This window comes from Mycobacterium sp. NGS22 (genome assembly GCF_059813095.1).
On record NZ_JCALDY010000005.1, the window covers coordinates 220,882 to 236,518 of the forward strand.

Here is a 15,637-nt window from a genome sequence, read left to right on the forward strand (position 1 = left end):
CCGGTACGCCAAACACCGGTCAGCTCTTGCGCAGCGGCGCCGGATCCCACAACCCGCTGCGGGTCACCGTGCCCAGTTCCAGGCGGGCCGGCACGGCGTCGGGATAGAAGGGGGTCAAACGCTGCAACGCGCCCCAGTCCCGGAACCAGTCGTCCTTGAGGTAGCTGGCCACCGTGGTCGCATGCGCCAACAGTTCGGTGATGCCCAGCGGGCCGCCGCCCAGGTTGTCCATCACCGGCGAGTTGGCTTCGGCGCCGAACCGGTCCGGCAGGATGCGCCACTTGGGTGCCTCGACGACGCCGTTCTGGTGGCCGAACGGTCGCTGGCAGGGGAACGCCAGCCCCACCAGCCAGTCCAGGAACACCGGATCGTTGGATCCCACCACGTCCTGCAGCGTGCGCAGTTTCGGAATCCGCGGCGGCGTCAGTCCGATCCAGTGCTGCGGCGCCAGGTCGTCGTCGTCGGCCACCAGGCGGATCTGGGTGGCGGAATCGGGGATCGCCGACAGCGGCGCGCGCAGATTGCGCCAGGCGGGTACCGCACCGACGTCGGCGAATTCCATTGATCCGCCGTGCTTTCCGGCGGCAGCCTGGTCGTCGGTGGCCCACTGCACCTGGATCTCACGCGAGTCGAACCGGCCGGCCGCCGTCACCACCAGCAGCGGTGTCTTGCCGCGTTGATCCTTCGGCGGCAGCCGATACCAGCCCGACCGCAGCATGGCGGGCACCTGGATGCCGGAGCGCCAACTGCCCAGCACCGGCACGCGGGCCGGATCCAGGTTGAACGGCAAGCGCGCGCGGGAGCCGTTGATGCCGGGTGCGGCGGTGGTGCCGCCCTCGGTGCCCGGGTCGCTGCCGGTGACCACTGCGTCGTCGCTGGCGAAATTGCGGTCGCCCGGGCGTTCCATCACCGGGTCCGCGGTGACATCGGCGGGAATCCCATTGGGCGAGAAGGCTTCTGAAAGACCGGCGCCCAGGGCGTCGGCCACCGGTGCCGAAACCGGCTCGAGCATCCCGGCGCCGGGATCCAGCTCCACCAGGACGTCCTCGGCCAGTCCGCAGGTTTTGCCGGTCAGTGCTTGCAGGTTCGACCGGCCCACCGTCCAGGCCGGGTACTGCGAGATCATCGCCGAGGTCAGCGAGGTCACCTCCAGCAGCACCAACAGCCACGCCGCAATTGCCAACGGGGACTGCAGGATTCGCGACAGTCTCGCACCGTAGCGGGTCTTCGGCGGCGCGTCGTCGTCGGTGGAGCTGAAATGGAACCAGGCGGCTATCAGCAGCACGATCACCGTGAGCTCGAGCAGCGCGGTGGTCAGCGACCAGCGCCACTTCGGGAACGAATTCGACCACGGCACACCGAAATTCGATACGTACCACCAGCCGTTGACACTGGCGAAAGACAGCGCCATCACAAAGATCACCACCGCCGCGAACACAGTGCGGTTGCGGCGGGATCGCATGGCCGAGCCGGTCACCGCCACCGCGGCCAGCGCCCCCAGCGAACCGGCCAGCCCGGCGAACACCCCGAAGTGGTGCGTCCATTTGGTCGGGGTGAACATCATCGCCAGGAACGAGATGATGGTGATGCCGATGATGCGCCGGCTCGGCCCGGCAGCGGTGCCCGGAATCCGTCCTTTGCGCAACGACACCGCCACCGCGATGGCCAGCGCGAGCAGCAACGCCAGCACCGCGAAGCGGCGTGCCACCGAACCGTCGGGGCTGGGCATGAACAGCCGCTCGTAGCGGATGTGCTCGTCGAACCATTTCAGGCTGGGGCCCACCGCCTGCTTGAGCAGGGTGGCCTGCGCTTCGCCGGCCAACGTCTGATCGCGGAAGATCAGGATCGCCGTGACCGTGGTCGCGGCCAGGATCGGCGTCACCAACGGCAGCAGGCCGAACTGCTTGGATCGGCGGTGCAGGATGGTGCGCAACGGGCCGATCGCGACCAGCAGCGCACCGATGGACGCAATACCGGTGGGTCCGGAGAACAGTGTCAGCGCGCCGATGACGCAGGCCATCGCTACCGGCAACAACCGGCTGGTGGCCACCGCCCGCTCCACCGAACACCAGGTCAGCAGGATGCCCAGCGCGATGATCGGCTCCGGTCGCAGCCCGTTGTCCAGCGGCAGCCACACGGCCAGGAACATGCCGGCCGCCGTCCACGCCGCGGCCCGGCTCTTCTTGACGGCGTATCCCAGCCGCGGGATGACCTCCCGGCTGATCACCCACCAGCAGGTCAGCGCCATCGCCAGGACCGGCAGCCGCATCCAGATGCTGGCCGTGGAGACGTGCGCCCATACCGCCAGCAGGTCGTAGTACCAGCCGAACGGCGCCTCGGGTGTGCCGAACCAGCGGTAGTAGTTCGCCATGTATCCCGCGTGCTCGGACACCCGGGCCATGGTCAGGATGTAGCCGTCGTCGGAGGTGTTGGCGCCGACGAAGTGCCACCACACCAGCACCGCGATCACCAGCGCGTCCAGGCCCCCGATCGACCACCAGCGGGACGGCAGGAACCGCCGGTGCCGGGTGCCGTCGGCGGTGTCCAGGACGTGCAGCGCGATCAGGGATGCCGCGGTCATCAGCACGCCGAGGATCATCGCGGCCATCTTCAGCACGGTCGGGCTGCTGCTGTAGCGGGTGTCGACGGTCGCGGAGAAACTCAATCCCGGCGGCGCCGGCCCGGACAGGTCGGTGAACACACCCACGATCTGCGGGCGGAAGTCGTAGCCGCTCTTCTCCCCGCGCAGCGGTTGGCCGGGGTGCTCGGTTGTCGGGCCTTGGCGCAGGCCGACGAATTCGCCGATCACCCGGTCGGGGTGCGCGGTGAATGTCAGGCGCTGGCAGGACGGCCCGAGCACCTCGCTCATCGGCGCCGCCACCACCGGCACGTTGCGCACGATCAGCACCAGGTCCTCGTTGACCCGCTGCAACAGCAGCCCCCGGTCGACCGCTTTGGGGGCTTGTTTGGGCACTGTCGAGAGCAGCACGGTCTTGCCGGCGTTCTGCGGACCCGCCAGCCCCGCGGCGGCCTGGCAGGGAACGCTGATGTCGAGGTCGGTGGCCACGTAACTGAACAACGGCGCGTCGACGCTGCCGAAGGTGCCGTTCTGCGGCCAGTTGAGCTGGGCGGTGGTCTGTTCGACCGGTAGCAGCGGGGTCGCCAGCGCAAGAACGGTGCCCAGCAGGCCCGCGACGACGGCGACGAGCCGAGCGATCCGGTAGTTTGCGCCCGCATCGCCCACGGAGGTAGATGCTAATTGCTCGGCGTTCTGCGGTGAGGTTTCGGTGGCCATCAGTCGCCCGGCTTTCGGATGGCCACCACGAACGGACCGATGGTCTCGACGGCGAAACGCGGATCGGCGAACAGCGCGGCCTTGAGGTCCACGGTGTACCGGCGCACGTTGGGCTGGTTGGGGTAGACGTCCTCGGCCAGGCGCAGGGTGTAGGTGTTGCCGGCGCCGCGGCGCATCACGAAGACGGTCGGCGGCGGCCAGGGCAGTTTGTCCAGCGCCTGGACGAGTTCGTCAGCCGTCTTGAGCTTGGACCAGGACTGGATTTCCGCGGCCCGCTTGTCGAACTGTGCCAGCGGGTTGGCGTAGTGCGACGTCAGTCCTTGGAAACCCCAGTAGGGGTAGAAGGACAGGAAGCTGTAGTCGGCGGTGAGCACCACCGTCTCATCGCGCGGTTTGCCGGTGACCTTCTGTATGGCGGCGTCGACGGCCGGGTAATACTTCTCCGCGCCGGGCGGCCGACGGTCCCCGCGCTGGCCGTCGCCGTCGGTGTCGGTGTAGGCGATGGTCAGGTCGGACCGCAACACGTCGGGGATGTCCTGGCTGAACGCGATGGCGCCGGTCAGCCCGATCGCCGCGGCCGCAGGCAGCACCACGCGGCTGCGGCCGGCCAACGCGGTGACGGCCTCGACGAACCCGAAAACCCCGGCCGCCACCAGCAGCACGGTCAACGCCGGCTGCAGCCGGAACGACAGCAGGGTCGTGCGCGCCAGCGTGGTCAGCATCGACAGCAGCGACCACAGGTACACCGCCAGCACCCCGAGCGCCAGGCCGCCGGCCCGCACCGACGTGCGCGCCCGGATCACCAGCCACAGTGTGCCCAGCATGCAGATCGCGCCCAGCAGCGAGAACTGCAGCATCGGGAAGGTCAGCTGGGCGCCGTCGGCCGGCAGGTAATGCTGGGCGCTGCCGGTGTTGCTGACCGGGTCGCGCAGCGCGCGCAGCAGGAACGGCAACCAGGTGATGGATCCGATGGCGGCGGCGATGACGCCCATAACGAGCAACCGGTACAGCGGTTGCAGGGCCGCCGCCCGGTCGGTTCGCCAGCGCGACGCGGCCAGCAGCAGCGCCATCAGGGTCACCGTGAACGCGGTGTAGCCGAACAGCAGCGTGTACCAGGTGGCGGTGTAGCCCAGGAACAGGCCAGCGCCGACGATCGCGGCCCACCCGCCGCGCGAATTTTCGCCGAGCGTCACGCCAGCGTGACCGTCGGTGTCGGATGCCACGCTGGCGTGACGCTCGGCGGGGAGGCGAGCGCCGGCGCGCAGGCCCGACCAGGTCAGCACCAGCACCGGTGGCAGCAGCACGGTGATCATCGCGGCGTAGGGCTCGGGCGAACTGTAGGCCAGGGTGACCGCCGTCGTCGCGACGGTGACCAGCAGCGCGTACTCGAACCGGATCATCCGCCACCACAGCACCAGCGCCACCGCGACCGCGACGGCGATCGAGGTGATCGCCCACGGCTTGAACATCTCCCAGGCCGGGGTCCCCGTCAGCGCCGCCACCCGTCCGCCGATCCAGAACCAGCCCGGCGGGTAGAACGGCGGCAGCCCCAGGTAGGTCATGTCGCGCAGCCCGGGGTCGTCGGCCAGCCGGGTCAGATACTCGGTGCGGAATTGTTGGTCGACGGAGATGCCGAACAGGTAGAGCTTGGTGGCTCCCAGCGGCATGCCGAGCGTCACGACGGTGAACGCAGAGACGAACACCAGCGCGCCCAACTGGGCCAGGCGGCGGAAACGCCCACGCCGCCAGACCGTTCCGGCGACCAGCAACCCGGCCAGACAGCCGACCTGACCGACGGTGGTCAACGCGTGCAGCTGGTTGGACGACGGGAAAGCCGGCCACTGCACTCGGGAGATGGCCAGCAGCGAAACGACGGACACCACGACGGCAACCAGGGCCGCCAGGACCATCTGGCCGGCGGTGGCCAGCACCTTCCCCGCGCCAGCCGGGGGCACGTTCCCCGCGCGAGCCGGGGGCACCTTCCCCCCGCGAGCTGGGGGCACCTCCCGCTTGCGGGGGAACGCAAAAGCCCCCGATTCGTGCCCGATTTGGGGGCTTTTGCGTCTGCTCGGCATTCTCAGATGGGCAGCTTGCGGAAGATCTTCCGCGGGACGTGCCGCAACACCATCATCACGTAGCGGAATGCTGCTGGCGCCCAAACCAAATCCTTACCTTTTGCGGCCGCGGTCACCGCGAGGTTGGCGACGTACTCCTTGTCGACGGTCAACGGGGCTTCCTTGATGTGGGCACTCATCCGGGTGCGTACCTGGCCGGGCCGGATCACCAGCACCCGAACGCCGTACTCGCGCAACGCCTCACCGAGCCCGAGGTAGAAACCGTCCAGGCCGGCCTTGGTGGACCCGTAGACGAAGTTGGACCGGCGCACCCGTTCTCCGGCGACGGTGCTCATCGCGATGATCTGACCGAAACCCTGGGCGCGCATCTTCTCGCCGAGCAGCACGCCCACCGAAATTGCTGCGGTGTAGTTGATTTCGGCGATCTGCACGGCCTTGCGCTGGTTCTGCCACAACTCCTCGGCGTCACCGAGCAGGCCGAACGCGACGATGGCGACATCGATGTCGCCGCCGGCGAAGCACTGCTCGATCACCTTCGGGTGGGTGTCGGTCTCCACCGCGTCGAAATCGACGACCTCCACCGACTTCGCGCCCGCGGCCTTCAACTGTGCGACCGCGTCGTCGCGGCCGGGGTCTTCCGGCATGCAGGCCAACACGATTCGCGCGGCCGCGTTGCGCAGATACCGTTCGCAGATGGCCAGCCCGATCTCGGACGTGCCTCCGAGCAGCAGGATGGTCTGCGGATTGCCTACGGCGTCAAGCACCATCTAGAGCAGCTCCAAACGTCGGGCCATGTCGGAGGCGAACACCCCCGACGGGTCAACCTTGCGGCGCACCGCGATCCACTCGTCGATGCGCGGGTACATGGCGTGGAAGGTCTCGGCACTCACCCGGGAGTCCTTGGCGGTGTAGACCCGGCCGCCGAATTCCAGTACCCGGCGGTCGAGTTCGTTGAGGAATTCGTTGAGTCCCGGCTTGATCGGGAAGTCCACGCACACGTTCCAGCCGGAGATCGGAAAACTCAGCGGTGCCCGGTTCCCCGGGCCGAACAGCTTGAACACGTTCAGAAACGAGTAGTGCCCGGACTTCTGGATGTCGCCGATGATCCGTTTGAACTCGTCGACGGCGGTGGTGGGCACGACGAATTGGTACTGGCCGAAGCCGGCCGGACCGTAGGCCCGGTTCCATTCCCCGAACATGTCCAGCGGGTGGTAGAACTGCGTCAGGTTCTGCACCTTGCCGCGGTAGGTTCCGGATTTGCGGTACCACAGCTCGCCGATCGGCATGAAGGTGTACTTGGCGGCCAGCCCGTTGGGGAAGATGTCGGGCAGCGTAAGCAGTTGCGGCGCATCGAATTTCAGTGGGTCGCGCTGCAATTTGGCCGGCAGCTGGTCCAGGGTGGCCAGCGAGCCGCGGGAGATCGCGGCACGGCCCAGCTTGGGCGGTGCGCTGATCGCGTCGAACCACGCGCTGGAGTAGGTGTAGTTGGCCTCGCTGCCGTCACTGTGGAAGGCGATGGTTTCCTCGAGGCTCGCGGTGACGTCGCCGTCGGCGATGAAGTACGCGGTCTCGGTGGGTGTCATCTCGATGGTGGCGCGCAGGATGATCCCGGTCAGGCCGTTGCCGCCGACGGTGGCCCAGAACAGCTCGGCTTCCTCGCCGTCGGGCGTCAGGTGTCGGATCTGCCCGTCGGCGGTCAGCAATTCCATGGACCGCACGTGGTCGCCGAAGCTGCCGGCGCTGTGGTGGTTCTTGCCGTGGATGTCGCAGCCGATCGCCCCGCCGATGGTGACCTGCCGGGTGCCGGGCAGCACCGGAACCCACAACCCCAGCGGCAGCGCCGCCTTCATCAGCTGGTCCAGGTTCACCCCGGCGTCGACATCGGCCAGTCTGGTGTCGGCGCTCAGCGAATGGATCCTGTTCAGCGCGGTCATGTCGATGACCAGCCCGCCGCCGTTCTGCGCGTTGTCGCCGTAGGACCGGCCCAGCCCTCTGGCCAGGACGCCCCGGGGCCCGGCCTGCGCGACCGCGCGGACGATGACCTCGGGGTCGGGGGTGCGCAGGACCTCGGCTACCGAGGGTGCCGTTCGTCCCCAACCGGTGAGCCGGGTGGTCGTGGTGGACAGATCGCTGCTCGACATCGTCAAAGAGGGTACCGCGAGCCCAACGAGGCTCAGCGGACGCGGAAGATCACGGTTCGTTGCACGACGAAGTTGATGACCGTCGCGACCCCCTGTGCGATCACGAACGCCACCGGGATCGCCCAGCTGCGGTAGTGCAGCAGCGCCAGACACAGATGGTTCAGACCGATCTGGACTGCGAAGGTGACCCCGTACAACGCCATGACGGCGGCAAACCGCGCACGGCTGGGCGCCGCCTGAAACGTCCAACGCCGGTTGATCAGGTAAGCGGTGATCGTGCCGATCACGACGCTGATGAATTTCGACAAGTCGACCTGCAGGCCCAGGCCTTTGTAGAGCGCCACGTAGACGCTGAAGTCGACGATGGCCGCGAAGACACCGGTGATGATGAAGCGCAGCGCCTGGGTGGTCAGATGCAGGTGCGTGTGCTGGTCCTGGGCGACCGGCACGGCATCGGGCTCTGGCGGGATCATCGGGTCGAAGTCTAGGAGGGCAGCTTCACCGAAATCAGTTCGACCTGGGTCGGGCCCTGCGGGGTGGAGTAGGTGATCGTGTCGCCGGCCTGGTGGCCTGCCAGCGCCTGGCCCAGCGGGCTGCGCGCGGTCAGCGTCTCGGCCTCGTGCCCGACCGGGGTTTCCTCCACGATCGAGATCACGTGCATCGTGACCACTTCGCCGTCGGCGAACCGTAGCGTCACCTCGGTGCCACCGGGCAGCGTGTCCGACGGGTCCGTCGTGGATGGTCCCGCCTTGAGTCGGCGGTCGAGTTCGTGGATCCGGTCACCGAGGATGGCGAGTTCGTCGGCGCGCTGGATGGCTTCGGCCGCGTCGCCATGGTCGCCGACCATGCCGCGGTCGTTCTTGACCTCGACTTCCAGCCGGTCGCGGCGCTGCCTGAGCCGGTCGAGTTCGGCGGCGAGGTTCTCGCGTGCCGCTGCCGCCAGGTCCGTTGACTGGGCTTCCTCGCTCACCTGCGGCGACCTTTCGTCCGGATTTGTGGCTTTTCAGTGATACACCACAACCAACCTGGTCGTCACTGGTATTCCGTACGCGTTTACCCGGGCGTAAAACCTTCTAAGCCCTCAGTCCTTGGCCGGTAGCGCCGTCATGGTGATCACCTTGCTGCCGCTCTCGTGGGCGGCGATGCGGGACACCCAGACACGGCCGCCCGTTGCCTGTGTGACGATCCGTTCCGCCGCGTCGAAGACCCACGCCGCCGAGGCCTCCATTGCCGCGCTGTCCACGATCCGGATGTCGACCACCCCACGCTCGGCCAGCAGTTCGAACAATTCGCGTTGCGGATCGTTGGCGGCGATCAGGGTGGTGCCCTCGAACTGCCGGCGCACTGCTGCGTGGATGTCCTGCAGTAGCCGGCTCCCGAGCACCTCACCGGTGCCGGCATCGGTTTCGGCACAGGCGAATTCGACTTCGAACGTCAGCTGGTGACCGTGCAGGTGCAGTCCCTTGCCGTCGTCGGACCACGATCGGCGGCAGCAACGCAGTTCCCCGAACCGTCTGCGCAGATGCGACTGCGCCGTTCGGCCGATCGGGGCATCGTCACGATGCATCGTGGCGGTATGGACTCTGTTGGCGAAAACGAGATCGGTCATGGTCATTCGGCGCCTAGTTTGACGAGTTCTTGTGTGGTGCGGGTGATGAAGTCACGTTGCTCCTCGGCGCTGTGGCGCAGCGAGCCGTAGAACGCCAGAGTGGTGGAGTCGGTGTGTGTCGCCGCGCAGGCGTAGGCGCCTTCGACGAGCACGCCCACCCCGTGCGGGGCGAGCTCGTGGTGCAGCCACAGACCCATCCGGGTCGTCATGCGTTGCTGGATCTGGATGCCGCCCGAGCATGCTTCGACGATTCGGGTGAACTTGGCCTGCCGCAACGGTTTTCCGCTGTGCATGTAGCCGATGTGCACCGCGCCGTAGAACGGCAGCAGGTGCTCCTCGCAGAGGGCTTGGAACGGGATCGGCCGCACCAACTCGAGCTCGGCCGGCGGTTCGGTGTCGCGGCCGACCGGGAATTGCAGCAGTGCTCCGACGGTGAGCGCGGATCCGTTGTCATGACGCAGCATGCGGCATAGCCTCTGGCCGCATCCTTGGCGGATTCTCAAAGGATTCTTGGAACGATCCTCAACGCGGCTCCCGGGAGCCGGGTGCACGGGCTCCGCGTCAGCCGAATTCGACCAGGGTGTAGGCCCCTCGGAACGGCTTGAGCGGCGGGAACTGCCAGATCGCGGGGTAGAGGGTGCCGAAGAACACACCCCGGCCCTTCGGGATCGGCACATCGTGCACCGCGCGGATCCCGGGCACGGTGCCGGCCAGGTCTGCCAGTCGACGCGCCGAGAGGCTGAACGGCATCGGTGGTACCCGGTAATGCTTGGACGAACGGATTCCCTTGGGGGCCAGCTTCTTCAGGATGGTTGGCGGCAGGTCGAAGAACATCTGGCCGCCGGCGAAATGACCGGCGCAGGCAGCGATGAGTCCGAGCGCTTGGTGCGGTTGCAGGTACATCAGCAGTCCCTCGGCGGTGATGAACACACCGTCGCTCGTGTCGATCTTCTCCATCCAGCTGTAGTCCAGAGCGGACTGGGCCAGTTCGGTGATCCGGGGCGATCGGGGCAGGAGTCGCTGCCGCAGCTCGATCACCGGCGCCAGATCGATCGACACCCAGCGAAACCGCGCATCCGGCAGGGCGCTGCTCAGCCGCCAGAAGCTGGTCTGGAAGCCCTCTGCGAGTGCGACCACGGTGGCGCGGGGGTGCTTGGTGAGGTAGGCGAGCGCGCACCTGTCGACCGCCAGCGAGCGCAACGCCATCTCCTGACCCTTGCGGCGACCGAACTTCTCGAAGTCGAAGTCGATGGAGTCGACGAGTTCGATGGCCATCGGGTCGTCGATGATCGCGTCCGGGCGGCCCGCCTGATAGGCCCTGCCGCGCAGGGTCAACAGCGCCGTCTCCGAGACGCCGGTGAGCAGGCCGGCATCGGTTTTTCTGACTCCCCCGGCTTTCCCGGTGCCGGGATCACTCATCACCGTCCTAAACCCAATACGGCACGCGCGCCCGGTATTGGCGCATGGCGACCGCGGCCAGCGCCCACCCGACCACCGTCAGCACCACGACCACCGCCCAGTGCCGCAACTCCTGGGGGGCGCCGAGCAGCGGCGCGCGCACGATGTCGAGGTAGTGCAGAAGGGGGTTGAGTTCGACGATCTTCGACCACCGGCCGGCGCCCTGCTGGCGCAGACTCTCGTCGTTCCAGATGATCGGAGTCATGAAGAACAGCAGCTGCACAACGGAATTCAGCAACGGGCCGATGTCGCGGTAGCGCGTCGCCAGGATGCCGAAGCACAACGACACCCACACGCAGTTGAGCATGATCAGCGCCAGCGCCGGGATGACCGACAGGTCCGCCCAGGACCATGGCTTGGGAAAGATGACGGCGACGACGAGATAGATGACGATGTTGTGCGCGAACAGGATCAGTTGCCGCCACACCAGCCGGTACACGTGCACGCTCAGCGGCGTCGGCAGTTGCTTGATCAACCCCTCGTTCGCGACGAAGACGTCGGCGCCCTCCAGGATCGCGGCGTTGATCAGGTTCCAGATGATCAGGCCGAGGGTGACATACGGCAGATGCACCGACAGGTCGAGGTGGAACAGCTTGGAGTACAGCCCGCCCATCGCCACCGCGGTGGTACCGGTGGCGATGGTGATCCAGAACGGGCCCAGCACCGAACGGCGGTACCGCTGCTTGATGTCCTGCCAGCCCAGGTGCAGCCACAGCTCGCGGCGATGGAAGCCGGTGACCAGATCGCCGCGGGCGCGGGCGAACGTCTTGGACTGAGCGGCCGCGTCAACGAACGTCATGTCGAACCTCCTGGCCGTTCGAATCGCTCTCGTCGTCCCAGCCGACGCAACCGAATCCACTCCAGCAGGCCGGCAGGGTCGCGGCGGGTCACCAGGAAAAACCAGGCAAACCGAACCCATTCCTGCAGAAGCAGTTTGCGCAGCCCCGGCTGGGACAACACGTAGCCGCGGTTGCGGTAGGTGAAGAACCTCTTGCTCGGATCGTCAGGATACTGGGTGTGCATGCGGCCGCCGAGGATCGGTTTGAATTCGGCTGAGCCGCACGGGTGCAGGTACACCGCGTCCAGGCAGGTGCCGAACGGCAGACCGGAACGGACCAGGCGGCGGTGCATCTCGACCTCGTCGCCGCGGATGAACAGACGCAGATCCGGCACGCCGATCGCCTCCAAGGTGGCCGCCCGGAACAGTGCGCCGTTGAACAGCGACGCGATGCCGGGCAGCAGGTCCTGAGCAGGATCGGTGCGTAATTCGCTGGTGCGCCTGCGCCATTCGAGGCCACGCCGTAGCGGAAAGGCCAACAACTCCGGGTCGTCGATGTTGCACACCATCGGTGATACCTCGGCCAGGCCGTACTTGTCCGCGCACGCCAGCAGGGTGGCCAGCACTTCGGTGCCGTGCGCGTATCCGTCGTCGTCGGCCAGCCAGATCCAGTCCGCACCGTGTGCCAACGCCAGCAACATGCCCAGCGCGAACCCGCCGGCGCCGCCGAGGTTTCGGCGGGACGGCAGATAGATAGCTGGGACTCGTTGTCCCGCAACGAGATCGCGCACCCGGTTGTCCCCGGAATCGTCGTTGTCGACGACGATCAGTTTGTCCGGTACCCGGGTCTGGCGGCACAGCATGTCGAGCGAGCGTGCGAGTTCCTCGGGGCGCCGGTGGGTGACCACGACGGCGAACACGGATTCAGTCACGCGCGTTCTCGGCGAGGACTTCACGCACGTGCCGGGCCGCGTCCTCGCCCTCGTAGGCGCGCACCACGTCTTCGATTGCGCCGCGTTGTTTGATGACGCCGTGGTCTATCCACATTGCGGTCTTGCACAGCCGGGCCAGGAATTCGTTGGAATGGCTTGCGAATACCAGGATTCCGGACCGCTCCACCAGGCTCTGCAGACGTGACTGCGCCTTCTTGAGGAACTCGGCGTCCACCGCCCCGATGCCCTCGTCGAGCAGCAGAATCTCCGGGTCGATGCTGGTCACCACACCCATCGCCAATCGGACTCGCATACCGGTGGAGTAGGTACGCAGCGGCATGGACAGGTAGTCGCCGAGTTCGGTGAACTCGGCGATCTCGTCGACCTTGGCCAGCATCTGCTTGCGGGTCTGCCCGAGGAACAGGCCACGGATGATGATGTTCTCGTAACCGGAGATCTCCGGGTCCATGCCGATGCCCAGATCGAACACCGGCGCGACCCGGCCGGTCACCTTCGCCCAGCCCCGCGTCGGTTCGTAGATGCCCGAAAGTAGGCGCAGCAGAGTCGATTTCCCGGCGCCGTTGTGCCCGACCAGGCCGACGCGGTCGCCGAGTTCGAGCGACATGGTGATGTCCCGCAACGCCTCGATGACCACCACGTTGGAGGCGTTGCGCCCGATGGCACCGCCCGCCTTGCCCAGGAATGCCTTCTTCAACGAGCGCGACTTGGCATCGAAGATGGGGAACTCCACCCACGCGTCGCGGGTCTCGATGTGCGGGCCGCTCGACACGGTTCTACAGGTACTGGCCGGTGCCGTGCGCGCCGCCGCCTTGGCTCGGCTTTCCGATCCCCGGCGGCAAGGCGCCCTGGCGCATCTGTTCCAGCTGCGCGCGGGCGGCCATCTGCTGGGCGAACAGCGCGGTTTGGATGCCGTGGAACAGGCCCTCCAGCCAGCCGACCAACTGGGCCTGAGCGATGCGCAGTTCGGCGTCCGAAGGCGGTGTGTCCTCGTTGAACGGCAGCGTCAGCCGTTCCAGCTCTTCGCGCAGCTCCGGCGCCAAGCCGTCCTCGAGTTCCCGGATGCTGGTGGCGTGGATGTCGCGCAGCCGCGTGCGGCTGGCGTCGTCGAGCGGCGCGGCCCGCACCTCTTCGAGCAGCTGCTTGATCATGGTGCCGATGCGCATCACCTTGGCCGGCTGCTCGACGAGGTCGGTCAGCGAGCGTTCGTCGGAGTCGTCTTCTGCAGGCTGCATCGCCATCAGGCGCGGATCGACGCCGCCGATGATTTCGATGCCGTCGTCATCGTCGTTGCCCGTACTCAACCCATTCACCGTCCTCGTGCGTGCCTGGTCAGCGGTGTGTCGCCGCGTAGTCGTGCCATTCGTAGATCTGGGCGCCGCCGTTGTCGTAGATCATGGTCCAGTACGGCGACTTGTCCAGTGAGATTAGCCCGTCGGGAATCTTGAACCCGCGCACTGTCGGACCGCTGGCCAGGACGTACCGGATGTTGAGCGCTTTGATCGCCTCGGGGACCCGCTTGTCGGAATCGCCTTTTCTGGCGTAGGCCCAGAAGATGTAGCGGTTGGGTCCCGGGCCCATCTGAACCGGATAGTCGTAGTGCGTCCACAGCGGGTCCAGCCCGGCAACGGCGTACATCCAGGCGGTGCCGTCGACGTTGGAGTTGCCGATCCTGGTGTCGCGCGCGCCGGGCAGATTCGCCAGATAGGCCATGGCGTCCAGGTCCTGCTGATTGACCATGATCTGGTCGTACTTGTCGCCGAACAGGAAACGGTGTCGCGGGAAGTAATGCACCGCGCTGCCCAGCGTGACGGCGAGGATCAGCGCCGCAGTGGCCGTTGTCCAGGCCCGCGGCGACACCTCCCGCTTGACCAGTCGCTTGGCTAGACCCACCACCGCCACTGCGATCGCGACCAGGGCGACGGCCGCCATCAGGTTGAACAATGGCGTCGTGGCCGCCGCGATTCGACGCGGATCCTTGTAGAAGAACTCGCCGAGTAATCCGGCCACCCTCCCGAACGGACCCCACAGCGGCGTGCCTGCGTCGACGTTGATCACGATGAAGAGCAGCCAGACCGCCAGCGGCCACCAGATCTTCTTGACCAGCATGATGAACCCGCCGACGGCGCACAGGAGGCTCAGCCCCCACTGGTAGGGGAAGTCGTTCAGATGCCTGGAGTGCATGAACACGGCATCGAACAGGCCATGCCGCATGCTCAGGTAGGTCAGAAACGAGTGACCGGCGATGATGTCTTCCTGCTTGGTGACGCTCAAGAACTGCGGCAGCAGGATCAGCCCGGCTGCGGCGCCGACGCCGGCCAGGGTCAGCAGATCAACCAGCCGGCTCTTCGCGGGGTGCCACAGGCATTCGAACAGCCACCACGCGCCCACCAGCAGCACGGTGATGATGCCGCCGGTGATGTGCACCGAGAAGACGCCGACCAGGGCCAGCACCGCCACCGGGATGCGGTCCCAGTGCCGGACCGTGGAGGTGATCAGCGCCATGGCCGGGATGGCCACCCCGTAGGCCGCCAGATTCGGCATGGCGGCGGTGTCGAACTCCACATAGGGCACCGCGGTGAACGACGCCGACAACGCCGCCGCCGTCGCCGCGGTCGCGGCGGTCACCCATTGGCTGGCGCGCAGCCGCAGCGCCTTCCACGTGAGCACCGCCGCGCTGACCGGAAACAGCCAGATCGCGGCCCCAAGCGAGGTCAGCGTGTAGCCGGTGGCGGCCGCCGCGCCGGACAGCTGGCACAGCACCGCGGTCAGCGCGTGGAACACCGACGGGTAGTACAGCAACGCGTGGGTCTCGACGTTGCGCAGCTCGCCCATGTGCGTGGGCGACGCCTGGCCGGTCTCGAGGATCCAGCGCACTTCGTTGGCGTGCCAGACCGCATCCCAGGTGCTGGGGATCGACTGCCAGTGCGGTATGCCGGCGAAGGCCGCCCAGCCGATCAGCACCACCCCCAACACCACCCCGGCCGCGACCAGCAGGCCGGGGCCGAAGCTCACCTCGCCGGCCTCGGCCACCCCGTCGCGGAAGCGGGCCAGCAGCAGGGTCGCGACCGTCGCCAAGACGCAGACGACGGCCAGCGCGGCCAGCGCCGTCCAGCCGTTCCAGGGGATGCCGAGGGCACCGTACGGGACGATCGCCAGGGCCACCACGCCGTAGGTCAGCGGCGGGCCGACCGCAATCGCGACAGGCCAGTTCAGCTGCGCGATACGTGCGACGATGGCACCCGGTGCGATCAGCAGGATCAGTGCGATCAGCGTTCCGAACCACAAGCTCACTCGACTAGTATGGCTGGCCGGGTGCACCCGCTCGGGA

General features: G+C 67.2%; 14 protein-coding genes. All 14 read right to left on the minus strand.

Annotation, left to right across the window (positions count from 1 at the left end):
* Nucleotides 1-19: 19 nt before the first annotated feature.
* A complete protein-coding gene (locus AC5Y47_RS06660) occupies nt 20-3,295 on the minus strand; it encodes an arabinosyltransferase domain-containing protein (RefSeq protein ID WP_499943118.1) in 3,276 nt (1,091 codons plus the stop codon).
* Nucleotides 3,295-5,370, minus strand: a complete 2,076-nt coding sequence (locus tag AC5Y47_RS06665) for a galactan 5-O-arabinofuranosyltransferase (protein WP_499943119.1) — start codon at nt 5,368-5,370, stop codon at nt 3,295-3,297. Before AC5Y47_RS06665 ends, AC5Y47_RS06660 begins: the two co-directional genes overlap by 1 nt.
* 2 nt (nt 5,371-5,372) lie before the next feature.
* Complete coding sequence (gene dprE2, locus AC5Y47_RS06670) at nt 5,373-6,137, minus strand: decaprenylphospho-beta-D-erythro-pentofuranosid-2-ulose 2-reductase (protein WP_499943120.1); 765 nt, start codon at nt 6,135-6,137, stop codon at nt 5,373-5,375.
* Nucleotides 6,138-7,511: a decaprenylphosphoryl-beta-D-ribose oxidase gene (dprE1, locus tag AC5Y47_RS06675; protein ID WP_499943121.1), complete on the minus strand. Its 1,374-nt coding sequence runs from the start codon at nt 7,509-7,511 to the stop codon at nt 6,138-6,140.
* Nucleotides 7,512-7,543: 32 nt separating this feature from the next.
* Nucleotides 7,544-7,909: a GtrA family protein gene (locus tag AC5Y47_RS06680; RefSeq protein WP_499943174.1), complete on the minus strand. Its 366-nt coding sequence runs from the start codon at nt 7,907-7,909 to the stop codon at nt 7,544-7,546.
* Nucleotides 7,910-7,995: 86 nt separating this feature from the next.
* Nucleotides 7,996-8,481, minus strand: coding sequence for a GreA/GreB family elongation factor (locus AC5Y47_RS06685; RefSeq protein WP_499943122.1), 486 nt, complete (start codon nt 8,479-8,481; stop codon nt 7,996-7,998).
* A 111-nt stretch (nt 8,482-8,592) separates the two neighbouring features.
* Complete coding sequence (locus tag AC5Y47_RS06690; RefSeq protein WP_499943123.1) at nt 8,593-9,120, minus strand: 6-carboxytetrahydropterin synthase; 528 nt, start codon at nt 9,118-9,120, stop codon at nt 8,593-8,595.
* A 2-nt stretch (nt 9,121-9,122) separates the two neighbouring features.
* Complete coding sequence (locus tag AC5Y47_RS06695; protein ID WP_499943124.1) at nt 9,123-9,584, minus strand: GTP cyclohydrolase I; 462 nt, start codon at nt 9,582-9,584, stop codon at nt 9,123-9,125.
* Nucleotides 9,585-9,681: 97 nt separating this feature from the next.
* Nucleotides 9,682-10,539 (minus strand): class I SAM-dependent methyltransferase, encoded by an 858-nt coding sequence (locus tag AC5Y47_RS06700; protein ID WP_499943125.1) that lies wholly within the window; start codon nt 10,537-10,539, stop codon nt 9,682-9,684.
* A 7-nt stretch (nt 10,540-10,546) separates the two neighbouring features.
* Complete coding sequence (wzm, locus tag AC5Y47_RS06705) at nt 10,547-11,377, minus strand: galactan export ABC transporter permease subunit Wzm/RfbD (protein WP_499943126.1); 831 nt, start codon at nt 11,375-11,377, stop codon at nt 10,547-10,549.
* A complete protein-coding gene (gene glfT1 / locus AC5Y47_RS06710; protein ID WP_499943127.1) occupies nt 11,374-12,288 on the minus strand; it encodes a galactofuranosyltransferase GlfT1 in 915 nt (304 codons plus the stop codon). Before glfT1 ends, wzm begins: the two co-directional genes overlap by 4 nt.
* On the minus strand, nt 12,281-13,078 hold the full coding sequence (gene wzt / locus AC5Y47_RS06715; protein WP_499943128.1) for a galactan export ABC transporter ATP-binding subunit Wzt/RfbE: 798 nt from the start codon (nt 13,076-13,078) through the stop codon (nt 12,281-12,283). Before wzt ends, glfT1 begins: the two co-directional genes overlap by 8 nt.
* Before the next feature lie 4 nt (nt 13,079-13,082).
* Complete coding sequence (locus AC5Y47_RS06720; protein ID WP_499943129.1) at nt 13,083-13,610, minus strand: bacterial proteasome activator family protein; 528 nt, start codon at nt 13,608-13,610, stop codon at nt 13,083-13,085.
* Between the two features lie 28 nt (nt 13,611-13,638).
* A complete protein-coding gene (locus AC5Y47_RS06725; protein WP_499943130.1) occupies nt 13,639-15,600 on the minus strand; it encodes a DUF6541 family protein in 1,962 nt (653 codons plus the stop codon).
* Nucleotides 15,601-15,637 lie beyond the last annotated feature (37 nt).